This window comes from Microbacterium esteraromaticum, from assembly GCF_017303215.1.
Taxonomy (GTDB): Bacteria; Actinomycetota; Actinomycetes; order Actinomycetales; family Microbacteriaceae; genus Microbacterium; species Microbacterium esteraromaticum_C.
Genome location: NZ_JAEMWU010000001.1, coordinates 386345 through 407088, shown reverse-complemented (window position 1 = coordinate 407088; position 20744 = coordinate 386345). Strand labels below are relative to the sequence as shown.

Sequence of the window (20744 nt, the reverse complement as noted above, 5' to 3'; positions counted from 1 at the left end):
TCGCATGGCACGATCCCGCGTACCCGAAGAGCCCGTCGACCGCCCCGAGGGCACCGATGAGGCCCCCAACGCTGTCTGGTTCAAGCCCGTCATGGTCGGCTTCATGCTGCTCGGGCTCATCTGGATCCTGGTGTACTACATCTCAGGTTCGCGCTTTCCGATCCCCGGCCTCGACGCCTGGAACCTCGGCATCGGCCTGGGTATCGCGCTGATCGGCTTCCTGATGACCACACGCTGGCGCTGACCAGCATCCGCTTCTTGACACGAGGCCCCCTCACGAACGTGAGGGGGCCTCGTGCTATCCCCAGAAAGTTGTTAACAACGGGGGAGAACTGTGAATAACACCGGTGTAATTCTCCCCATCTGTGGAGAGTCCTGTGGATAACTCCGTGTAAAACCTGCGGATGCCGCGCAGGACTCAGCGGAAGACGCCCGCGGCGATCAACGCCGGCGGCACGAACGCGGTGATCCCGATCAGCACGACGACCAGCGCCACCAGCAGCCAGATCTGTGCGGTGCGCTGCTGCCGCTGCCGCGTGCGCGTGAAGATGTAGGCCACGGCGGCACCGACGAGGGCACCACCCAGGTGTGCCTGCCACGAGATGCCGCCGACGAACAGTCCGAACGCGAAGTTGATGCCGAGCACGACGAGGATGCCCGTGACGTTGGCACCGATGTGGCGACCGATGATCAGCAGCGCGGCCATCAGACCGAAGACGCCACCCGATGCACCGACGGTCAGCGTGTTGGGCGCCAGGCATGCGACGGCGACAGAGCCACCGAACCCGCTGATGAGGTACAGGCTCAGAAAGCGCCAGCGCCCCAGCATCGGTTCGAGCGACCGGCCCAGCATCCACAGCGCGAGCATGTTCAGACCGAGGTGGATGAAGCCGCCGTGCAGCAGCATCGCGGTGAGCATGCGCCACGGCTCGAACGGGGCACCCGACAGGTCGGGGTAGAGAAAGGCCGGGGCGAAGATGAGCGCGCGTTGGATGTAGCCGCCGATGACCGGAACCATCTGCAGCAGGCTGACCGCCGCGGTGACGGCGATGATCGCGTAGGTGACGAGTGGACGCCCGTCAGCGGCGATCGATCCGCCCCAGCGGCGCTGCGCCCGGCGCTGGGCGGGCGTGCGCGCCTTGCGCTCGGCCTTCATGCATTCCGGACAGATCACACCGACCGGTGCCTGGGTCTGGCACTCGGGGCAGATCGTGCGCATGCATCGCTGACAGAGCACGAAGCTCTGCCGATCCGGATGCCGGTAGCAGAAATTCTCGCGGTTCTGCGTGAGGTCTGGCGAGGTCATCCGGATCGGCTCGTGCTCTCGTCAGGCCGCGACGATGTCGATCGACTGCAGCACGACCGGCTCGACCGGGCGGTCGCCGGCACCGGTGGGAACGGCCGAGATCGCGTCGACGACGGCCTTCGAGGCGTCATCGGCGACCTCGCCGAAGATGGTGTGCTTGCCCATCAGCCACGGCGTCGGGTCGGTGGTGATGAAGAACTGCGAGCCGTTGGTGCCCTCGGCCTGACCGGTGATCGCGTTGCGACGCAGGCCGGCGTTGGCCATGGCGAGGATGTACGGAGCGTTGAAGTTCAGCTCGGGGTGGATCTCGTCGTTGAAGTTGTAGCCGGGGCCGCCGATGCCCTGGCCGAGCGGGTCACCGCCCTGAATCATGAAGTTCGGGATGATGCGGTGGAAGATGACGTCCTTGTACAGGGGACCTTCACCGGGCTTGCCCGTGGCGGGGTCGGTCCAGTCCTTCGACCCATCGGCGAGGCCGACGAAGTTCGCGACCGTGTTGGGCGCGTGGTCGCCGAACAGGTTGATGACGATGTCACCGTGGTTGGTGTGCAGGGTTGCGACGTGAGAAGCGTGAGCCATGGCTCCATTGTCTCAGAGCGACTCTTGAACAAGCCGCGTATCGTGTACGCCTACAGCACATCCACAAGACTGTGCTGTCGTTCAGTCTGTTCTGGTTAGATGAGTGCTGAACGGACTCCGACCGACGGGAGAGCAACGTGAACCTCAGCCGTAAGCGCAAGAAAGAACTGCGCCAGCTTCAGAAGAACGCCGGCCGACTCTGGGAATCGCAGCAGGTTCTCGTGGCCGATGCCGCAGACATCGCACGCGAGGCCGGACGCCAGCTCGGCAACTTCAACCGTGAGCAGGTCGTGCCCGCGATGCATGACTCCTACGAGCGCCACGTCGCTCCGACGGTGAACCGCGGCAAGAAGGTCGTCGATGAGCGGGTCGTCCCGATCGTCGGCGGCGTCGTCGGCACCGCCCTTTCGGCATGGGATGTCGCGAATCAGAAGCGGCACGTGCTGACCGGTCGGCCCGTCCCCGTGGCCGTGCCCGAGAAGAAGGGTCTGGGCCTCGGTTCGGTCATCGCCATCGTGCTCGGTGCCGCTGCCGCCGTGGGCGTTGTCGTCGCCGCATGGCAGGCGCTGCGTGCCGATGATGAGCTGTGGGTCGCTGACGACCCGCTGTCGCCGCCCAACGTGTGACATCCGATCCGCACCGCAGGGTGCGCGACGCTGCGACCGCTCGCGGTCTCGAGATCGAGATCCGCGAGCGGCCTGACGCGCGCAGTCTGCACGAGGCCGCTGACCTGCTCGGACTCACGCCGTCCGACATCGTGAAGACCCTGGTGGTCAAGAAGTCGGACGACACGTACTTGTTCGCGTTGGTGCCCGGCGGCAGGTCGATCTCGTGGCCGAAGCTGCGCGCCGTCGTCGGCGTCAACCGGCTTCGGTTGCCGGAACCCGACCTCGCACTGGCCGCGACCGGCTATGAACGCGGCACGATCGTCCCGATCGGCAGCACGGTCGACTGGCCCGTGTACGTCGACGAGACGGTGCTCGGCCGCCGGGTCGCGATGGGCGCCGGAAGTCACGGCTTCAGCCTGTTCGTCGACGCGGATGCCCTCGTGCGCGCCTACGACGCGACGATCGCCGACATCTCCGTCCCGGAGTGATCTCGGTCGTCAACCGTGCAGTACACGCCCGGCGCCGATGACGATCTCGCGCGGAACGACGCGCACCAGGGCATCCATCGGGTTCTCGGCGTCGACCAGAACCACATCCGCGCGCGATCCCGGCGTGAGATCAGCGCGCTCCACGCCCGCGAACGGAGCGGCGGCCGACGTCGCCAGTTCGACCACGCGCCGCAGGTCCTCGTCACGCACGATTCCTCCGCCGCGCGCGTGCTGCCACGCAATGCCCATCACGTCCCCCGTTCCGTAGGGACTCCACAGATCGCGGATGCCGTCGGTACCGAGTCCGTAGCGCACGCCGGCGTCATCGAACTCGTGCACGCTCAGCTGCGGCATCCGCACCGGTGCGACGGTCGTCATCGTCACGTCGAGTTCGGCCATCGTGTGCAGCAGATCGCGGCGGCGGACAGCATCCACCTCGACGATGGCGAAGCCGTGCGCGATATTGACCCTGCCCTGCAGACCGAGGCGCTGCGTCCGATCCAGAATCAGGTCGAACTGGAACGCCCCGAGCGACCCACCGTCGTGCAGGTGGATGTCCAGGCCACACCCGTGCTCATCCGCCAGCGCGAAGATCGCATCGATCTGCCCCACCGGGTCACGGTCGATGCCCGCCGGATCAAGACCACCGATGTGCTCCACGCCGGCGCGCGCGGCGTCGGCGAGCAGCTCGAGCACTCCCGGCCTGCGCAGCACTCCGTCCTGCGGAAACGCGACGATCTCGCACGCCAACGCCCCCTGGTACGCCGCTACGGCCTCGCGCACGGCGTCGATGCCGCGCAGCCCGATGCCCGTGTCGACGTCGACGTGCGTGCGCATGGCGGTGGTGCCGTGCCGCGCGAACTGTTCGAGCACCTGGGCGGTGGTCTCGACGCTGGGAATGCCCAACTCGTCGCGGCGGGCGCGCTCATGGCGGATCCGTCCGTCGGTGCCCGGCTCGCCACCGTAGGACTGCCACGGGCGACCCCACCACGACTTGTCGACGTGGGCGTGCGCGTTCACGAGCCCGGGCAGGGCGAGCATGCCCCGGCCGTCGATCTCTCCGTGCGCGGGCGCGCGGTCTTCGGCGGGAACGACGGCGGTGATCAGGCCGTTCTCGATGAGGATGTCGCTTCGGTCACCGCCCCACGGGCGGATGTTGCGGACGGCGGATACGGCGAGCAACGACGAGTGCATCCCACCATCTTGCGGCACGGCGGGCGCGGGAGTCGCTTCAGAGGATCTGCGCCATCCGCAGCGCCGTGTCGACGAGCCGGACGCGCTGCAGTTCGGCGACCTCGTCGAGAGTGAACCAGGCCGCCATATCGGTCGAGCCGTTCTTCTCGAAGCGCAGGGTGCCTCCGATGATCCTGGCGCGGTAGACGATGCGCAGGGTGTGCAGCGGCGTGTCCATGTCGTCTCGGCGCACACGCCGTGACGCGGGAATCACCCGGGAGTGGATGCCGAGCAGTTCGGTCGGCTCGATATCGAAACCGGTCTCTTCGCGCAGTTCCCGGCGCACGGCGAGTTCGGGATCCTCGCCCGCCTCGAGGCCTCCGCCGGGCATCGTCCATGCGACGCGACGGCCCTCGACCCACCGCGCCAACAGGACGCGACCGGCATCGTCCGTGACGACGCCGTACGCCGCTACCCGCAGATCCATCTGTTCACAGTAGTGCGCGGATCGATCACCTGTCGATCAGCGATCAGCGCACGACGGCGGTCACCGTCGCGAGTCGCTGCAGCACCTCGTGGCTGATCGAGCCCAGCAGGAAGCGACGCACGGCACCGTGACCGCGGCTGCCGACGACCGTGAGGTGCGCGCTCTCGGCGAGCTCGTTGATGATCACCGACGGGAAGCCCTCAGCGACGGCCTCTTCGATCTCGAGACCCGGGTACTGCGAACGCAGGCCGGCCAACGAGAGCGACAGCGCCTCACGGGCGCTCTGCTCCATGCCCTCACGGTAGGCCTGCGGCATCACCATCAGCGCGTTGCGGGGTACCGCGATGGGCGTCCATACGATCAGCGCGGTGAGCGGCTCGCCGAGTCGGTCGGCCTCGGCGGCGGCGAAGGCGATGGCCGATTCCGAGACGGGGGAGCCGTCGACCGCGACGACGACACCGGAGCGCTCCCCGGTGATGTCGAAGTCGGGGACGACGACGACCGGGCTCGACGACGCGGCCGCGATGCGGATACCGTGCGAACCACGGGCAGGACCCTGCCCCGGCCCCTGGTAGTCGCTGCCGATCACGAGCAGGGCGGCGTCCTTGGACGCGTCGATGAGCGTGTGAACCGGGTCGCCGGTCTCGATGCGCGTGGTGACGGTGAGACCATCGGATGCGATCCGCTCGGCCTCTTCGCGGAGCAGTTCGTCCGCGGCCTCTCTGGCGGCCTGCAGCACGGCTCCTTCACCGATCATGCCGACGGCACCACCGACGACGTTGATCAGTTCGAGCTGCTGCTTGCGTGCCACTGCACGTGCCGCGGCCCAATCGACAGCACGGCGGCTGCCTGAGGCCCCAGTGACTCCGACGACGATCTTCTCGGTCATTTCCGTCTCCATCCGCGAGGACTTCCACTCTATTGATTCCGCGGGGATTCCGGGCGCCGTACGCCCGTGGATATCAGGCGATCAGTTAGCGGCGAGATACTCGGCGCCGGGTTCTTCGACCGTCTGCCTCGGGGGCCTATAACCCGCCTCGGGTGTGGGACGGGCGTCGTAAACGAAGAAACCCCCGTGCAAAGCACGGGGGTTTCTACTGTGGAGCCTAGGAGATTCGAACTCCTGACATCTGCCTTGCAAAGGCAGCGCTCTACCAACTGAGCTAAGGCCCCATGCGGCACGGTCACCGCGGGGATTCCGCGAACGGAGTGGGGCTACCAGGACTTGAACCTGGGACCTCTTCATTATCAGTGAAGCGCTCTAACCGCCTGAGCTATAGCCCCGTCAACCTTGAAGACTTTACCCGAAGAACACGGGAGAAATCCAATCGGACGCCGAGAGGATGAATCCCGGGCGCGCCGCGAGTCGAAACCCGCGGCGCGCCCGTCACTGATCACCCCTCGTGGAGGTTCACCGAACCCGCCGAAATCGAGACCCGCACCCGGTTCGTGCTGTCCGGGTCCTGACGCAGTTCACTGCTCAGGTCTCCCGCCGACACGTCCTGGCGGACGTCGTAGTCGCCTCGCGGAAGCGTCAGCGTCACATCGCCCGCCGACACATCGATCGTCACCTCGGAAGGTGCGGTTCCGGTCAACTCGGCATCGATCCGCCCTGCAGCCACGTCGAAGCCCGCCTCATCGACGCCCTCGAGCTCGACACTACCGGCACCGGCGTTCAGCGAGAGGTCCAACGATTCGGCTGAACCGAGCAGTTCCATACGTCCCGCATTGACCTGCGCCTCGATCTCATCGAAGTCCCCATTGGCGAACAGCGCACCGGCGTTGAGTGTGAGATCGGCGTCGATGCCCTTCAGCGTCTCCGGCAACAGCAGGGTCACCTGGTCACCACCATCAAACCAGTCTCCGCGCAGCCAGTCCGGCGAGAGCCACCCGAGCCACGACGGTTGTGGGGTGCGCACCACGAGCTCTTCGCCGCGCGTGCGCAGCGTCCACCCATCCGTGGATCCCTCATCCGCACGCAAACGTGCGTCGTCGCCGTCGTAGAACTCAATGGTCAGGCCAGCCGCATCGACCGTGGCATCCAGTCCCTGTACTCCGCTGATGTCGACGTCCCTGACCTCCGACACCGGTGCCATGGCACCCACTGCTGCGACCGCAGCCATGGTCCCGCCGCTGATCAGCACCACTCCACCGACCACGGCCAGCACGATCGTCACCGCTTTGCTCGCCATCACTGGCCTCCCTGTTCCTTGCCATTGTTCGTGTTGTCGATGTGCGCGAGCGCCGCCAGCACCCGACGGTTGCCGTCCGCAGGGTCGAGCCCGAGCTTCTGGAAGATCGACGTGATGTGCTTCTCGACGCTCGCCTCGCTGAGGAAGAGCAATCCGGCAATCGCGCCGTTCGACTTGCCCTCGGCGATAAGCGCAAGCACCGTGCGCTCCCGTTCGGTCAGCCGCAGCATCCGCTCGTCGCGATTGCGACGCGTCAGCAGCTGCGCGACCACCTCGGGATCCAGCTCGGTTGCGCCCGCCGCGATCCGCTCCACCGATCCCACGAAGTCACCGACGTCGGCGACACGATCCTTGAGCAGGTACCCGAGCGCGCCACCCTGCGCGGCGATCAGCTCGCTCGCGTACCGCTCCTCGACATACTGCGAGAGCACGAGCAAGGGGAGCGTCGGATGCCCGGCGCGCAGCGCCAGAGCCGCACGGATGCCCTCGTCGGTGAACGACGGCGGCAGGCGCACATCGAGAATGCACAGATCGGGTGCGGTCTCGACAACGGCATCCATCAGTCCGTCGGTGTCGGGCAGGGCCGCGACCACCTCGTGACCGGCGTCTTCGAGCAGACGTACCAGCCCCTCACGCAACAGCACGGAGTCCTCGCAGATCAGGATGCGCATGGCACCGTCACCTCCAAGCTCGTCGGACCGCCCGCGGGGCTCTCCAGGCGGAACGTTCCGCCGGCCGCCAGCACCCGGTTGGTGATGCCGTCGAGGCCACCACCGGGCTGCACCTGGGCACCACCCAGTCCGTTGTCCTCGACACGGGCCCACAGACCGTTGTCTCGACTACGCACCACGACACGGCACTCGCTGGCGCGCGAATGCTTGGCGGCGTTGGTCAACGACTCGGCGATCGCGAAGTACACGGCCGCCTCGGCGTCCCGGCATCCGCCCACCGCACCCGGCTCGATACGCACGTCGAGATGCACGGGGATGTGTGAGCGCCCCGCCAGCGCCGACAGCGCCGCGTCGAGTCCGCGATCGTCCAGCACTGAGGTGTGGATGCCACGGGCCAGCTGCCGCAGTTCAGTAATCGCAGCCTTCGTCGAGGTGTGTGCCTCGCCGATCAGCTCCTTGGCCGCGGCGGGATCATTGTCGATCTTCTGCTGTGCCAGGCCGAGGGTCATGCCCACCGATACGAGCCGGGGCTGGACGCCATCATGCAGGTCACGTTCGATGCGGGTGCGTTCCACTTCGGCGGCGCGCACCGCGCCCGCGCGCTGCGCGCTGGACGTGCGCACCTGCGCGGTCAGCTCGGCCTCACGGTTGGGAACCACCAGAGCACGGCTGATGACGCGATGCAGCAACGCCAGGCCGACGATCGCGGCGCCCGCCGCGAGTACACCGAGGATGCCGACGAACGGCGCCCATGCGGAGTGGATCACTGCACCGAACGGCCCCGGGGTGGTGTCCTGTCCGGTCAAGGGCGACAACGCGAAGAACGCTGACCAGATCATGCCCCCGAACAGGCGGATCACCAGCGAACCTGCGATGCAGGCGAGCGTGAAGTTCGCGACCGCGCGCCACATCGGGCCGCTGATCGACTGCCGTGCGAGAGATCCGAGCCAGCCGCTGAAACCGGGCTTGGCGAACGCGCGCCATCTCAGATCAGGCAGGTCGATGTCGTACAGCGTGCTCACGCGACGCACTTCGAACCAGGCGACGCCGAACAGGCCGTACACCACACCCACGAGAACGATCGCTCCGATACCGAAGGCGAACAACAGCCCGACACCGACGCCGAGAGCGCCCGCCAGCACACTGATGACCCCGGTGCCGATGGCACCGAGAGCGGCCAGCTCAAGGATGGTGAGCAGAAGACGCAACGGTGGCGTGTTGCCGTCCTTGGCCTGGGCATCGGCCACGGGCGGTGCGGGTGCCGGGGGAACCGACGGCACCGGTGGCGGCGGGGGAGACGGATTCGTGGTCATGTCAACAACGCTACGGTCGTTCGTCATTTCCCGACACGGGGCCAGCCCGAGAGCCCCATTCGGGTTTTCCCTACCCTTCGGGCTGTGATCGGGGCCGAACTCGGCCATCATGGGGGCATGAGCGCTACGCATCCCGCCGAGCCGCACGGAGCAGGTCTCGGTCAGAAACTGAACTGGTTGCGCGCCGGAGTGCTCGGCGCGAACGACGGCATCGTCTCGGTGGCATCCCTCGTGGTCGGTGTCGCCGGCGCGTCGACGGACTCGGCGCCGCTGTTGATCGCGGGAATCGCCGGCCTGGTCGGTGGAGCCATCTCGATGGCCCTCGGCGAGTACGTGTCGGTCAGCAGCCAGCGCGACAGCGAGCGTGCACTGATCGCCAAGGAGCGCGAAGAGCTGCGCACCATGCCCGAGCAGGAGCTCGATGAGCTCACCGAGCTGTACCGCCAGCGCGGTCTCAGCGAGAGCACGGCCCGTCAGGTGGCCACCGAGCTCACCGAGCACGATGCTCTCGCGGCGCACCTCGACATCGAACTGGGTATCGATCAGCATGATCTGGTGAACCCGTGGCACGCGGCGATCTCGTCAGCCATCTCGTTCACCATCGGCGCGCTGCTGCCGCTGCTGGCGATCCTGCTTCCGCCACCCGAACTGCGCGTGCCCGTGACCTTCGTCGCGGTGCTGCTCGCCCTCGCGTTCACCGGGGTGATCTCGGCGAAGGTGGGTGGCGCCTCACCGGTGCGAGCAACCGTGCGCCTGGTGGTCGGAGGCGCATTGGCGCTGCTGGTCACCTGGGTCATCGGTACCCTGCTGGGTACGACCGGAGTCGTCTGACCCCCGAAGTCGCCGGCTCGGCGGGTTTACTCCCGCGGCGGGGTTCAACCCCGCTGCGTCAGTTCGACATGAAGCCGACGAGCAAACCGCCGGTCACCTTGACCGCGAGGTTGTAGATACCGGCGATCACGGCGCCCAGCACCGTGAACACGATCAGGTTCAGGATCGACACGACCGCGCCGAAGGCCATCACCTGCGGCAGACCCAGCAGGCTCTCGAGGTCGACGCTGCCGTCGGTGAGTGTCGTGAGGATCTCACCCGCCTGCGCGATGACATTCGTCGCCTGCAGCACCATGAAGATCAAGAAGAACGACACCATGGTCACGATCGCCAGGGCGACCGCCCCGAGGAACGACAGCTTCACGGCAGACCAGAAGTCCACGTAGACCAGGCGCAGGCGAACCTGCTTGCCGGCGGTCTTGCGGGTGGACTTCTTCGCCAGCTTGTCCGCGACTGTGCTCATGTGTCGTTGCTCTCTTCAGATCAGGCTTCGGGGGTCTCGGGGCTCGGGGCTTCGGGGGTCTCGGGGCTCGGGGCTTCGGGTGCCTCGCCCTCGTTGTCGTCTTCGGCGACCACCCGCTCGCTGTTGCGGGCGACGGCGAGGATGCGATCCCCGTTCGTCATGCGGGCGAACACCACTCCCATGGTGTCGCGACCCTTGGCGGGCACCTCGGCCACGGCAGAGCGTACCACCTTGCCGCTGGACAGAACCACCAAGACCTCGTCGTCCTCAGAGACGATCAGACCACCCGCGAGTTCGCCCCGCTCGTCGCTCAGCTTGGCGACCTTGATGCCGGTTCCGCCGCGCTTTTGCACCTTGTACTCCGACACCGAGGTGCGCTTGGCGTAGCCACCGTCGGTGACGGTGAACACGTACGAGTCCTCGTCGACGATGGATGCTGACAGCAGGTGATCCTGGTCATCCTTGAACTTCATACCCCGCACACCCTCGGTCGCGCGGCCCATCGGGCGCAGCGCATCGTCGGTGGCGTGGAAACGCACCGACATGCCCTTGGCGCTGATCAGCAGGATGTCCTCGTCGGCGTCGACCAGCTTGGCGCTGACCAGCTCGTCGTTCTCGCGCAGGCGAATGGCGATCACGCCGCCCTGGCGGTTGGTGTCGTAGTCGCTGAGGCGCGTCTTCTTCACCAGACCGTCGTGGGTGGCGAGCACCAGGTATTCCTTGGCCTCGTAGTCGCGCACGGCGAGCACCTGGGCGATCTTCTCGTCCGGCTGAAGCGCGAGCAGGTTCGCCACGTGCTGGCCCTTCGCGTCGCGGCCGGCCTCGGGCACCTCGTAGGTCTTCGTGCGGTACACGCGGCCCTTGTCGGTGAAGAACAGCAGCCAGTGGTGCGTGGTGGTGACGAAGAAGTGCTCGACCAGGTCGTCGGCGCGCAGCTGCGCACCCTTCACGCCCTTGCCACCGCGGTGCTGCGACCGGTAGTTGTCGCTGCGCGTGCGCTTGATGTAGCCCTCGCGGGTGACGGTGACGACCATCTCTTCCACGGGGATGAGGTCTTCCATCGACATGTCGCCGTCGAAGCCGTGCAGGATGTGCGTGCGGCGCTCGTCGCCGAAACGGTCGACGATCTCGGTGAGCTCGGTGCGCACGATGTCGCGCTGGCGGGCCTCGGTGGCGATGATGTCCTTGTAGTCGACGATCTTCGCCTCGAGCTCGGTGGCCTCGTCGATGATCTTCTGGCGCTCCATCGCCGCGAGACGACGCAGCTGCATCAGCAGAATGGCATCCGCCTGCTTCTCGTCGATGGTCAGCAGCTCGCGCAGCCCCTCGTTCGCCTCGGCGACCGTGGGCGAGCGACGGATGAGCGCGATGACCTCGTCGAGCGCGTCGAGCGCCTTCAGGAATGCCTGCAGGATGTGCATGCGCTCTTCTGCCTTGCGCAGGCGGTACATCGTGCGGCGCACGATCACGTCGAGCTGGTGGTCGAGCCAGTGCGTGATGAAGCCGTCGAGGGCCAGCGTGCGCGGGACGCCGTCGACGATCGCCAGCATGTTGGCACCGAAATTGTCCTGCAGCTGGGTGTGCTTGTACAGGTTGTTCAGCACGACCTTCGCGACCGCGTCGCGCTTGAGCACGACGACCAGGCGCTGTCCGGTGCGGTCCGAGGACTCGTCACGGATGTCGGCGATGCCGGTGATCTTGCCGTCGCGAGCCAGCTCACCGATCTTCACCGCGAGGTTGTCGGGGTTGACCTGGTACGGCAGCTCGGTGATGACCAGGCACGTGCGCCCCTGAATCTCTTCGATCTCGACGACGGCGCGCATCGTGATCGACCCGCGTCCGGTGCGGTACGCCTCGTGGATGCCCTTGGTGCCGAGGATCTGCGCGCCGGTCGGGAAGTCCGGGCCGGGAATGCGCTGGATCAGGCCCTCGAGCAACTCCTCGCGGCTGATTCCGGCGTTGTCGAGTGCCCACAGCGCGGCGGCCGAGACCTCACGCAGGTTGTGCGGCGGGATGTTCGTCGCCATGCCGACCGCGATACCGATCGAGCCGTTGACCAGCAGGTTCGGGAACCGCGCCGGCAGTACGTCGGGCTCCTGCGTCTGCCCGTCGTAGTTCGGCGAGAAGTCGACGGTCTCCTCTTCGATGTCTCGCACCATCTCGAGCGCGAGCGGAGCCATCTTGGTCTCGGTGTACCGGGGCGCGGCAGCGCCCATGTTGCCGGGGGAGCCGAAGTTCCCCTGGCCGAGCGCCAGCGGGTAGCGCAGCGACCACGGCTGCACCAGACGCACGAGGGTGTCGTAGATCGCCGAGTCACCGTGCGGGTGATACTGACCCATCACTTCGCCGACCACACGCGCGCACTTCGAGAACGACTTGTCGGGGCGGAATCCGCCGTCGTACATGCCGTAGATCACGCGGCGGTGCACGGGCTTGAGTCCGTCGCGCACGTCGGGCAGCGCACGACCGACGATGACAGCCATGGCGTAGTCAAGATAGCTGCGCTGCATCTCGGCCTGCAGGTCGACCTGGTTGATGCGGCCGTGCTCGTGGGCCGGCTCGGGGCGTTCTTCGTCAGTCATGAGTGTCTTTCAGTTCCGGTCGTTCACGTACGAGGCGACGCGCTCAGATGTCGAGGAAGCGGACATCCTTGGCGTTGCGCTGGATGAAAGTGCGTCGAGACTCGACGTCCTCACCCATCAGCACGCTGAAGATCTCACCGGCCGTGGCCGCGTCGTCGATGGACACCTGACGCAGCGTGCGCGTGGTGTGGTCCATCGTGGTCTCCCAGAGTTCCTTGGCGTTCATCTCGCCGAGACCCTTGTAGCGCTGGATGCCGGCATCCTTCGGCAGGCGCTTGCCGTTCTCCTGCCCGTAGGCCATCAGCGCATCGCGCTCCTCATCCGAGTACACGTACTCGTGGGGCGAATTGGTCCACTTCAGGCGGTACAGCGGCGGCATCGCGAGATACACGAAGCCCGCCTCGATGAGCCCGCGCATGTAGCGGAACAGCATCGTCAGCAGCAGCGTCGTGATGTGCTGGCCGTCCACGTCAGCATCCGCCATCAGGACGATCTTGTGGTACCGGGCCTTCTCGATGTCGAAGTCCTCACCGATGCCCGTGCCGAAGGCCTGGATCATCGCCTGGACTTCTTTATTGGCCAGCGCCTTGTCGAGTCGCGCGCGCTCGACGTTCAGGATCTTGCCGCGCAGCGCCAGAATCGCCTGCGTGTGCGGGTCGCGACCCTGCACGGCCGAACCGCCTGCAGAGTCACCCTCGACGAGGAAGATCTCGCTGATCGACGGGTCCTTGCTGGTGCAGTCCTTGAGCTTGTCGGGCATCGCCGCCGACTCGAACACGCTCTTGCGGCGTGCGGTCTCGCGCGCCTTACGTGCGGCGAGACGCGCCGTCGCCGCATCGATCGCCTTGCGGATGACGTTCTTGGCCTGCGCCGGGTTGCGGTCGAGCCAGTCGCCGAGCTGCTCGTTGACGATCTTCTGCACGAACGTCTTCGCCTCGGTGTTGCCGAGCTTGGTCTTGGTCTGCCCCTCGAACTGCGGCTCGCCGAGCTTGATCGAGATGACCGCCGTCAGTCCCTCGCGCACGTCATCACCCGAGAGGTTGTCGTCCTTCTCTTTGAGCAGGTTGTTCGCCCGCGCGTAGCGGTTGACCAGGCTCGTGAGCGCAGCGCGGAATCCCTCTTCGTGGGTTCCACCCTCGTGCGTGTTGATCGTGTTGGCGTACGTGAAGACGTTCTCGTTGTACGAGGTCGTCCACTGCATGGCGACCTCGAGCGAGATCTTGCGTTCGGTGTCCTCGGCCTCGAAGTCGATGATCTCTTCGCTGACCGGCTCGGCCTTGCGCACCTTGTTCAGGTACTCGACGTAGTCGACCAGACCGCGCTCGTAGAGGAAGTCATCGGACGGCTGCTTGCTGATGAGCGCGCCCTCTTCCTCGACCTCGTAGGCGGATGCCGGACGCTCGTCGCTGAGCGAGATGCGGAGCCCCTTGTTGAGGAACGCCATCTGCTGGAAGCGCGTGCGCAGCGTGTCGTAGTCAAACTCGACGGTCTCGGTGAAGATCTCAGCATCCGGCCAGAACGTGATCGTGGTTCCGGTCTCGTCGGTCGCCTCGCCCTGCTCGAGCGACTGCTGCGGGGTGCCACCATCGGCGAAGCTGTGCCGCCAGACGTAGCCCTTCTGCTTGACCTCGACCTCGAAACGGGTCGAGAGCGCGTTCACGACCGACGACCCGACACCGTGCAGACCACCCGACACGGCGTAGGCGCCGCCACCGAACTTGCCGCCGGCGTGCAGGATCGTGAGTACGACCTCGACGGTCGACTTCGTGGGGTCGGAGGAGTGCGGATCGACGGGAATACCGCGACCGTTGTCGACCACACGCACGCCACCGTCGGCGAGCAGGGTGACGCGGATGCGATCGGCATAGCCCGCCAGCGCCTCATCGACCGAGTTGTCGACGATCTCGTACACCAGGTGGTGCAGGCCTCGAGGACCCGTCGAACCGATGTACATACCGGGACGCTTGCGGACGGCCTCCAGCCCCTCGAGGATCTGGATCGAATCCGCGCCGTAATCGCTGGGCGCCTGCCCGTTCGCGGTCTCGGGGTTCGTCGAGCGCTCGTTGTCGTCGGCAGGTGTTTCAGACGTCATCAGAGGTAGATCTCCACACTTCGAAAGGTCGCTGCCATTCTAGCGGGTTTCGAGCATCGAGATGCGGCTCTAAGGCCGTGTGGGGCGTTCTGAGCGCTTGAGGGTGCGCGCGTGATGCCCTACCCGTAGGTGTCCCGTGGGCCGCGTCCGGGCACCACCCGCGGTCCCCACTTCCACGACGGAACGTCCGGTCCGATGAACCGCAGGTTCTGCACACCGGCATCCGGATACCGATTCGTGATCTCGGTCATGATGACCGCGCGCATGAACTGCAGGTTCTTCGCCCACGCCGTCGAATCGCACTTCACTGTGAGTACCCCGCGCTCGAGCGACACCGGTTCGGAGTGCTTGGCAGTGTCTGCCCCGGCCAATTCGGCCCACTGGCGTACGAGATCCTCGGCGGCGAGCGTCTTCTCCCAGCCCGAATCGCGCGTGAGCTTGGCGAGAACGTCGCCGAGCGTTCCCGGATCCCGCCCCTTCGTGAACGGGGCGTTGTCATCATCGACGACGAGACGCTTCTTGCGCTTCCAGTTCGTCGAACTCGGCTTGAGTCCGCGCAGGCGCAGATAGGTGGCGACCGTCTCCGGGGGTTGCGGATCAGTCATCGGCATCCTCCTTCTCGTCTGTGTCCCTCTCATCGGTGATCGTGCCGGCGCTGATCCGCACCACGTGACGGTGCAACGCTTCGGGGATGTCGGCTTCGACCGCGGCGGTGACGATCACCTGCTCGTATCCGGCGGTCAACGTCGCCAGGCGACGCCTGCGGTCGGCATCGAGCTCGGCGAAGACATCATCGAGGATGAGCACCGGATCGCCGGCCGGGGACTCGGAACGCAGCAACTCCGCAGACGAGAGCCGTAGGGCGAGCGCCACCGACCACGACTCGCCGTGCGAGGCGTACCCCTTCACCGGCAGATCGCGTACCCGCAGCAGCAGGTCATCGCGGTGCGGGCCGACCAGGGTGAGACCCCGCTCGATCTCTTTCGCGCGGCGCTGCTGCAGCGCGGCGCGGAACATGGTCGGGATGTCGCCATCGTCGGATGCCGGTGCATCGGCCGCGGAATCGTCAGCATCCGGATCCGCGCCGCGCACCGACAGCGCCCACTCGAGTTCGGGCTGGTGATCGGCCCCGGCGATGGCCGCATACGCCTCGGCCAATGGACCGCGCAGATCCGCGGCGAGGCGCAGCCGCGCATGGATGATCTCGGAACCCAGCGCGACCAGTTTGTCGTCCCACACGTCGAGGGTGCTCAGCCCTTCGCCACGCACACCGCGTGCACGAGCGGATTTCAGCAGCGCCGTTCGCTGGCGCAGCACCCGGTCGTAGTCGGCGATCACACCGGCCATGCGCGGGGTGCGCTGGATCAGCAGCTGATCGGCGAAGCGTCGACGGGCCGACGGGTCACCGCGCACGATCTGCAGATCCTCCGGGGCGAACAGCACGACGTGCGCGTAGCGCGGCAGTTCATTGGTCTTCGACGGCGACCCGTTGATGCGAGCCCGGTTGGACCCCTGTCGATTGATCTGCACTTCGACAAGAACGGTGCGCTTTCCATGCACCAGCCGGGCGCGCACAACGGCGAAATCCTTGTCATCTCGCACCATTGGCGCATCCGATGACACCCGGTGGGACCCGAGCGTCGCGAGAAAGACGATCGCCTCGGCGAGGTTGGTCTTTCCCTGCCCGTTGCTGCCGACGAGCACGTTCGGGCCGCGATGCAGTGTGAGGTCGGCGGTCGCGTAATTGCGGAAATCGACCAGGTTCAGGTGCTCCACAATCACCGCATCAGCCTACCTTCGGCGACCGACATCGGCCCGGCGGAATCGTTGGGCGGGCTCGAGGCCTCAGCGCAGCAGCAGGTTCGGCTGCAGCAGGTACTTGAACGAGTCAAGACCCGCCTGGTCGACCGAGGTCTGGCTGGTGACCAGCACGGGGCTGAGCTTGTTGGCGTTGTCGCTCGAGGTGAACGTCACACGCGTGAACTCGCTCTTGACGGCACCGAGCGCCTCGAGGAGGTACTGCGGGTTCAGACCGAGCGTGACCTCGTCGCCGCCGTTGAGGTGCGCGTCCACCGATTCGGATGCCCGTGCCTGCTCGCTGCCCGAGGCATCCATCGTCACGCTGTCGCTGCTGAAGGTGAAACGCAGCGGGGCCGACCGATCGAGCACGAGGGCAACACGGCGGACGGCCTCGACGAGGTCGGCGGTGTTGATCACGGCGTAGTGGTCGGTCTGCTCGGGGAACAGTCGCCGGACCGGCGGGAAGTTGCCCTTGATCAGCAACGAAGTGACGGTCTTGTTGCCCGCCGTGAACGCGATGATCTCGCGATCGCCGCCACCCGAGAACGAGATCTCGATCGTGCCGGCGTGCGCAAAGGTCTTGCCGACCTCGGTCAGGGTACGCGCCGGAACGAGCGCGGTCTGCTCTGCCTCGGCGCCGTCCCACGGGACGTCGCGCAGCGAGACGCGGTAGCGGTCGGTCGCGACCAGGCTGAGCGTCTGTCCCGAGACCTCGAGCTGCACACCGGTGAGCACGGGTGTGACATCGTCGCGCGAGGCGGCGAAGGCGACCTGAGCGATCGCGGTGCCGAATTCTTCGGCGGGAACGACACCCGTTGCACCAGCGACTTCGGGGATCGAGGGATATTCCTCTACCGGCATGGATGCCAGCGTGAAGCGGGCAGACCCGCAGGTGACGGCGATGCCGCCATCCTCCTCGACAGCGATCTGGATGGGAGCGTTCGGAAGCCGACTCGCGATGTCGGAGAGCAGGCGCCCGTGCACGAGGATCGTGCCCGGCTCATCGACTGTCGCCTCGATCGTGGTGCGCGCGGATGCTTCGTAGTCGAAGGCCGAGAGCGTGAGTCCGTTCTCGTTCGCCTCGATCAGCACTCCCGCGAGGATCGGCTGCGGATTGCGCTGCGGAAGCAGCTTGACGACGAAGGACACAGCCTCGCTGAACACATCGCGGTTGACCTGAAACCTCACGGGCGCTCCCTCGTTGCACATCTGCGCTTGCGGTGGGCCCACCGCAAGCCATCCCATGCTAGCCGCACGCTGTCGGCGTGACGCTACCGTTCTGCGAGCGGCTCGAGGGATCTGTCCACATCCGTCCGGTGATCGAACCACCTGAATTCACTGAAAATCTCTTAACGGTGTTAACAACTGTGGATTCTGTGGATAACTCGGTGGATAGCGCTCGAGAGTAGGAAACTACAGCCGTGTGACTTGTGGAAACGCTGAGGAATCCGCGGGATTCGGGGGAACCCGGTCTGAGGCCTCGAGCTCGAGTTATCCACAGTGCGTTGCGAAACGGGCATCCGAACGTCGAGTTCTGCACAAGTTATCCACACCCACTGCGGATAACTACACGGTAACCGCGTGCGGACAGGCGTTTCGCGGGATCAGCGACGGCTGATCTGGGTGGTGATGTCGGTCACCTGGTTGTAGATCGAACGTCGCTCCTTCATGAGCTCGCTGATCTTCTTGCAGGCGTACATGACGGTGGTGTGATCGCGGTTGCCGAACAGCTGACCGATCTTCGGCAACGACAGACTCGTGCGCTCACGGCACAGGTACATTGCGATCTGCCGGGCCGTCGCGATCTGCTGCGAGCGGCTCGAGCCGTACAGGTCATCGACCGTGAGCTTGAAGTACGCCGCCGTCGCCGTGATGATGTCGGTCGGCGAGATCACGTTGTCCTCGGTGGTGTCGACGATGTCGCGCAGCACCGTCTGGGCCAGGGCGATATCGAGCGAGGACCGGTTGAGGCTGGCGAACGCCGAGACGCGGATGAGTGCGCCCTCGAGCTCTCGGATGTTCGACGAGACGACGTTGGCGATGTACTCCAGCACCTCGTCGGGGATGTGCAGCGACTCGCTCTGAGCCTTCTTGCGAAGAATCGCGATGCGGGTCTCGAGGTCGGGCGCCTGGACGTCGGTGATCAGACCCCACTCGAACCGACTGCGCATGCGGTCTTCAAAACCCGTGAGCAGCTTCGGCGCGACGTCGCTGGTGATGACCACCTGCTTGTTGTGGTCGTGCAGCTGGTTGAACGTGTGGAAGAACGCTTCCTGCGTCTCGGCGCGCCCCTGCAAGAACTGGATGTCGTCGATGAGCAGGATGTCGACCTCGCGGTACCTGCTCTGGAACGCGGCACCGCGGTTGTTCGCGATCGAGTTGATGAAGTCGTTCGTGAACTCCTCGCTGGAGACGTACCTGACCTTCACTCCCGCGTACAGCGACTGCGCGTAGTCGCCGATCGCGTGCAGCAGGTGAGTCTTGCCCAGACCCGAGTCGCCGTAGATGAACAGCGGGTTGTACGCCTTGGCCGGCGCTTCGGCGACCGCGACCGCGGCCGCGTGCGCGAAACGGTTCGACTGACCGATGACGAAGTTGTCGAAGGTGTACTTCGGGTTGAGACGTGATTCGTGCCGAACCGGGGTCGGATGCTGCTCGATCGGCGACTCGACGCGAAGTGGCTCCGGTGTCGTGAAGTCGGGAACGCTGATCGGCGCCGTGGGCTGGTCGGCGAGCTCATGGTTCACGACCGTGCGGTACGAGGTGACCTCGTTTCCGCTCGCTGAGAGCGCCTCCATCAGCGGAGCGCGCAGACGCTTGTTGATCTGCGCCGCTGTCAGATCGTTCGGCACATCGAGATAGAGAACGCCGCCCATGACGCCGGCCGGAACGACCAGGCTCAGGAAGCCGTGCAACTGCGGGCTGACCCGCTCATCGGCGGTCAGCTTCTCGAGCACCGTCGACCAGATCGGTACATCGGGCTGTTCTGCTGCGCTCATGGTGCTCCGGGCGAGGTTGTGGAAAGGTCGCCTTGAAGCGTGATCTCCCCCTGTGGATAACGATGGATGCAACGGTAGTCACCGAAGGCGCGAACGGCAAGCCGTCCGCGGAAATACGCGGATCTTCCAGAGATGGAACGCGTTTCCACAGTTGTGGATAATGGCTGTGCGTAACTCTCAGCGCCGATGGCGGTCTTCGCACACGATTTGCTCTGTGCGTCGGCGAGTCGTACCCTTAATCGGTTGACTTATGCCTAACGGCAGTACCCCCTGTCTCCGGATGTCTGATACCGGTGACACCAGTCCCGGAGTGATTCCATGAGCAAGCGCACTTTCCAGCCCAACAACCGTCGTCGCGCCAAGAAGCACGGCTTCCGCGCCCGTATGCGTACCCGCGCCGGCCGCGCCATCCTGTCGGCACGCCGCGCGAAGGGCCGCACCGAGCTCTCGGCGTAACGCCCAGTGCTCGCCCGACCGAATCGTCTGACCCGCGGCGCTGACTATCGTCAGGCTGTTCGCCGGGGCACACGATGCGGCGGTCCGCGACTCATCATCTCGGTGCTCGTGAGCACCGACGCGCGGCCCCCTCGGTTCGGGTTCATCATCAGCAAGCAGGTAGGAACCGCTGTGGTTCGCAACACCGTTCGTCGACGGCTCAAAGCCGTGTGCGCGGAGTTCGTCGACATGGTTCCTGAGGGCACGGATGTCGTCATCCGTGCCCTTCCTGCGTCTGCGACCGCCGAATTCTCCTCGCTGCGGGCAGACGTGGCACGCTGCCTGAACAAACGGTTCGCCGATGCGGTGAGCTCATGAGCGCACTGCCCTCCTACGCCTTCGGAACGGCGCGGTTCCGGGCATCCGATCTCTTTCGGGGTCTGCTGGTGCTACCGCGTAACGCGGTGCTTGCGTTCCTCGTCGTGTATCGGGCGATCATCTCTCCGCTGTATGGCGACGTGTGCAGGTATTACCCGTCCTGTTCCGCGTACGCTGTAGGAGCGGTGCAGCAGCACGGCGCCGTGTGGGGAGCGATGCTCTCGGCATGGCGCATCCTGCGTTGCAATCCCTGGAGCAAAGGCGGCGTTGACGACGTCCGCCCGCACGCTCACTTCCGATACGACTTGACCGCCCGTGGTTTCGTCGTACCTGCTCGAAAGGACTGA

Annotated in this window: 22 protein-coding genes and 2 tRNA genes; 7 read left to right on the top strand and 17 right to left on the bottom strand. The window is 65.9% G+C overall.

The window, feature by feature from the left end; translation table 11 throughout:
- Nucleotides 1-4 precede the first annotated feature (4 nt).
- Entirely contained in the window at nucleotides 5-244 is a 240-nt protein-coding gene (locus JF543_RS01920) for a cell division protein CrgA (protein WP_179409545.1), read from the top strand.
- A 174-nt stretch (nucleotides 245-418) separates the two neighbouring features.
- Here JF543_RS01920 and JF543_RS01915 read toward each other — a convergent pair whose 3' ends face one another.
- Nucleotides 419-1306 carry a rhomboid family intramembrane serine protease gene (locus tag JF543_RS01915; RefSeq protein ID WP_179409546.1) on the bottom strand — a complete coding sequence of 296 codons (888 nt, stop codon included), beginning with the start codon at nucleotides 1304-1306 and terminating at the stop codon, nucleotides 419-421.
- A gap of 21 nt (nucleotides 1307-1327) precedes the next feature.
- The gene (locus JF543_RS01910; protein WP_179409547.1) at nucleotides 1328-1885 is read right to left on the bottom strand and encodes a peptidylprolyl isomerase; all 558 of its coding nucleotides are present in this window, start codon (nucleotides 1883-1885) and stop codon (nucleotides 1328-1330) included.
- A gap of 137 nt (nucleotides 1886-2022) precedes the next feature.
- On the opposite strand from JF543_RS01910, the gene JF543_RS01905 reads away from it, so the two are divergent.
- The gene (locus JF543_RS01905; protein WP_179409548.1) at nucleotides 2023-2511 is read left to right on the top strand and encodes a DNA helicase; all 489 of its coding nucleotides are present in this window, start codon (nucleotides 2023-2025) and stop codon (nucleotides 2509-2511) included.
- Between the two features lie 20 nt (nucleotides 2512-2531).
- Nucleotides 2532-2981, top strand: coding sequence for an aminoacyl-tRNA deacylase (locus JF543_RS01900; protein WP_347401306.1), 450 nt, complete (start codon nucleotides 2532-2534; stop codon nucleotides 2979-2981).
- A 9-nt stretch (nucleotides 2982-2990) separates the two neighbouring features.
- Here the strand turns inward: JF543_RS01900 and JF543_RS01895 are convergent, their stop codons facing one another.
- The 8 genes from JF543_RS01895 to JF543_RS01860 all read right to left on the bottom strand — a co-directional run bounded on the left by JF543_RS01895 (nucleotide 2991) and on the right by JF543_RS01860 (nucleotide 8817).
- Entirely contained in the window at nucleotides 2991-4175 is a 1185-nt protein-coding gene (locus tag JF543_RS01895; protein WP_206822572.1) for an amidohydrolase family protein, read from the bottom strand.
- A gap of 37 nt (nucleotides 4176-4212) precedes the next feature.
- Nucleotides 4213-4641, bottom strand: coding sequence for an NUDIX hydrolase (locus JF543_RS01890; protein WP_206821390.1), 429 nt, complete (start codon nucleotides 4639-4641; stop codon nucleotides 4213-4215).
- Nucleotides 4642-4684: 43 nt separating this feature from the next.
- Nucleotides 4685-5530 (bottom strand): universal stress protein, encoded by an 846-nt coding sequence (locus tag JF543_RS01885; RefSeq protein ID WP_206821391.1) that lies wholly within the window; start codon nucleotides 5528-5530, stop codon nucleotides 4685-4687.
- A 211-nt stretch (nucleotides 5531-5741) separates the two neighbouring features.
- A tRNA-Ala gene (locus JF543_RS01880) sits at nucleotides 5742-5814 on the bottom strand.
- A gap of 37 nt (nucleotides 5815-5851) precedes the next feature.
- A tRNA-Ile gene (locus tag JF543_RS01875) sits at nucleotides 5852-5925 on the bottom strand.
- A 110-nt stretch (nucleotides 5926-6035) separates the two neighbouring features.
- Nucleotides 6036-6833, bottom strand: coding sequence for a DUF4097 family beta strand repeat-containing protein (locus JF543_RS01870; RefSeq protein WP_206821392.1), 798 nt, complete (start codon nucleotides 6831-6833; stop codon nucleotides 6036-6038).
- Nucleotides 6833-7504: a response regulator gene (locus JF543_RS01865; RefSeq protein ID WP_179409566.1), complete on the bottom strand. Its 672-nt coding sequence runs from the start codon at nucleotides 7502-7504 to the stop codon at nucleotides 6833-6835. Before JF543_RS01865 ends, JF543_RS01870 begins: the two co-directional genes overlap by 1 nt.
- Nucleotides 7492-8817: a sensor histidine kinase gene (locus tag JF543_RS01860; RefSeq protein ID WP_206822571.1), complete on the bottom strand. Its 1326-nt coding sequence runs from the start codon at nucleotides 8815-8817 to the stop codon at nucleotides 7492-7494. Before JF543_RS01860 ends, JF543_RS01865 begins: the two co-directional genes overlap by 13 nt.
- Nucleotides 8818-8934: 117 nt before the next feature.
- Between JF543_RS01860 and JF543_RS01855 the strand changes: the two genes are divergently transcribed.
- Nucleotides 8935-9648: a VIT1/CCC1 transporter family protein gene (locus tag JF543_RS01855; RefSeq protein WP_206550876.1), complete on the top strand. Its 714-nt coding sequence runs from the start codon at nucleotides 8935-8937 to the stop codon at nucleotides 9646-9648.
- Between the two features lie 58 nt (nucleotides 9649-9706).
- Here JF543_RS01855 and JF543_RS01850 read toward each other — a convergent pair whose 3' ends face one another.
- The 7 genes from JF543_RS01850 to dnaA form a co-directional block, all read right to left on the bottom strand.
- A complete protein-coding gene (locus JF543_RS01850; RefSeq protein WP_179409569.1) occupies nucleotides 9707-10111 on the bottom strand; it encodes a DUF3566 domain-containing protein in 405 nt (134 codons plus the stop codon).
- A gap of 20 nt (nucleotides 10112-10131) precedes the next feature.
- Nucleotides 10132-12693: a DNA gyrase subunit A gene (gyrA, locus tag JF543_RS01845; RefSeq protein ID WP_206822570.1), complete on the bottom strand. Its 2562-nt coding sequence runs from the start codon at nucleotides 12691-12693 to the stop codon at nucleotides 10132-10134.
- A 43-nt stretch (nucleotides 12694-12736) separates the two neighbouring features.
- Complete coding sequence (gyrB, locus tag JF543_RS01840; RefSeq protein WP_206822569.1) at nucleotides 12737-14785, bottom strand: DNA topoisomerase (ATP-hydrolyzing) subunit B; 2049 nt, start codon at nucleotides 14783-14785, stop codon at nucleotides 12737-12739.
- Nucleotides 14786-14904: 119 nt separating this feature from the next.
- A complete protein-coding gene (locus tag JF543_RS01835) occupies nucleotides 14905-15396 on the bottom strand; it encodes a DUF721 domain-containing protein (RefSeq protein WP_179409572.1) in 492 nt (163 codons plus the stop codon).
- Entirely contained in the window at nucleotides 15383-16567 is a 1185-nt protein-coding gene (recF, locus tag JF543_RS01830; RefSeq protein ID WP_206822568.1) for a DNA replication/repair protein RecF, read from the bottom strand. Before recF ends, JF543_RS01835 begins: the two co-directional genes overlap by 14 nt.
- A gap of 63 nt (nucleotides 16568-16630) precedes the next feature.
- Complete coding sequence (gene dnaN / locus JF543_RS01825; protein ID WP_179409574.1) at nucleotides 16631-17773, bottom strand: DNA polymerase III subunit beta; 1143 nt, start codon at nucleotides 17771-17773, stop codon at nucleotides 16631-16633.
- A gap of 416 nt (nucleotides 17774-18189) precedes the next feature.
- Nucleotides 18190-19584 (bottom strand): chromosomal replication initiator protein DnaA, encoded by a 1395-nt coding sequence (dnaA, locus tag JF543_RS01820; protein WP_179409575.1) that lies wholly within the window; start codon nucleotides 19582-19584, stop codon nucleotides 18190-18192.
- Nucleotides 19585-19902: 318 nt separating this feature from the next.
- Here dnaA and rpmH point away from each other — a divergent pair, with 318 nt between their 5' ends.
- Genes rpmH through yidD form a run of 3 tightly spaced genes read left to right on the top strand, consistent with a single transcriptional unit; the run spans nucleotide 19903 to nucleotide 20744 of the window.
- On the top strand, nucleotides 19903-20040 hold the full coding sequence (gene rpmH / locus JF543_RS01815) for a 50S ribosomal protein L34 (protein ID WP_022879826.1): 138 nt from the start codon (nucleotides 19903-19905) through the stop codon (nucleotides 20038-20040).
- Nucleotides 20041-20046: 6 nt separating this feature from the next.
- Entirely contained in the window at nucleotides 20047-20397 is a 351-nt protein-coding gene (rnpA, locus tag JF543_RS01810; RefSeq protein ID WP_206822567.1) for a ribonuclease P protein component, read from the top strand.
- A complete protein-coding gene (gene yidD / locus JF543_RS01805; protein ID WP_179409577.1) occupies nucleotides 20394-20744 on the top strand; it encodes a membrane protein insertion efficiency factor YidD in 351 nt (116 codons plus the stop codon). The genes rnpA and yidD overlap by 4 nt, the downstream gene beginning before the upstream one ends.

What these genes read in the sequence shown, in the direction of transcription:
- dnaA (WP_179409575.1), bottom strand. Translation starts at nt 19,584, where the DNA reads ATGAGCGCAGCAGAACAGCCCGATGTACCGATCTGGTCGACGGTGCTC.
- JF543_RS01920 (WP_179409545.1), top strand. Translation starts at nt 5, where the DNA reads ATGGCACGATCCCGCGTACCCGAAGAGCCCGTCGACCGCCCCGAGGGC.
- JF543_RS01855 (WP_206550876.1), top strand. Translation starts at nt 8,935, where the DNA reads ATGAGCGCTACGCATCCCGCCGAGCCGCACGGAGCAGGTCTCGGTCAG.
- gyrB (WP_206822569.1), bottom strand. Translation starts at nt 14,785, where the DNA reads ATGACGTCTGAAACACCTGCCGACGACAACGAGCGCTCGACGAACCCC.
- JF543_RS01870 (WP_206821392.1), bottom strand. Translation starts at nt 6,833, where the DNA reads ATGGCGAGCAAAGCGGTGACGATCGTGCTGGCCGTGGTCGGTGGAGTG.
- JF543_RS01910 (WP_179409547.1), bottom strand. Translation starts at nt 1,885, where the DNA reads ATGGCTCACGCTTCTCACGTCGCAACCCTGCACACCAACCACGGTGAC.
- JF543_RS01850 (WP_179409569.1), bottom strand. Translation starts at nt 10,111, where the DNA reads ATGAGCACAGTCGCGGACAAGCTGGCGAAGAAGTCCACCCGCAAGACC.
- yidD (WP_179409577.1), top strand. Translation starts at nt 20,394, where the DNA reads ATGAGCGCACTGCCCTCCTACGCCTTCGGAACGGCGCGGTTCCGGGCA.
- JF543_RS01885 (WP_206821391.1), bottom strand. Translation starts at nt 5,530, where the DNA reads ATGACCGAGAAGATCGTCGTCGGAGTCACTGGGGCCTCAGGCAGCCGC.
- JF543_RS01860 (WP_206822571.1), bottom strand. Translation starts at nt 8,817, where the DNA reads ATGACCACGAATCCGTCTCCCCCGCCGCCACCGGTGCCGTCGGTTCCC.
- JF543_RS01895 (WP_206822572.1), bottom strand. Translation starts at nt 4,175, where the DNA reads ATGCACTCGTCGTTGCTCGCCGTATCCGCCGTCCGCAACATCCGCCCG.
- JF543_RS01915 (WP_179409546.1), bottom strand. Translation starts at nt 1,306, where the DNA reads ATGACCTCGCCAGACCTCACGCAGAACCGCGAGAATTTCTGCTACCGG.
- JF543_RS01865 (WP_179409566.1), bottom strand. Translation starts at nt 7,504, where the DNA reads ATGCGCATCCTGATCTGCGAGGACTCCGTGCTGTTGCGTGAGGGGCTG.
- rpmH (WP_022879826.1), top strand. Translation starts at nt 19,903, where the DNA reads ATGAGCAAGCGCACTTTCCAGCCCAACAACCGTCGTCGCGCCAAGAAG.
- gyrA (WP_206822570.1), bottom strand. Translation starts at nt 12,693, where the DNA reads ATGACTGACGAAGAACGCCCCGAGCCGGCCCACGAGCACGGCCGCATC.
- JF543_RS01835 (WP_179409572.1), bottom strand. Translation starts at nt 15,396, where the DNA reads ATGCCGATGACTGATCCGCAACCCCCGGAGACGGTCGCCACCTATCTG.
- JF543_RS01890 (WP_206821390.1), bottom strand. Translation starts at nt 4,641, where the DNA reads ATGGATCTGCGGGTAGCGGCGTACGGCGTCGTCACGGACGATGCCGGT.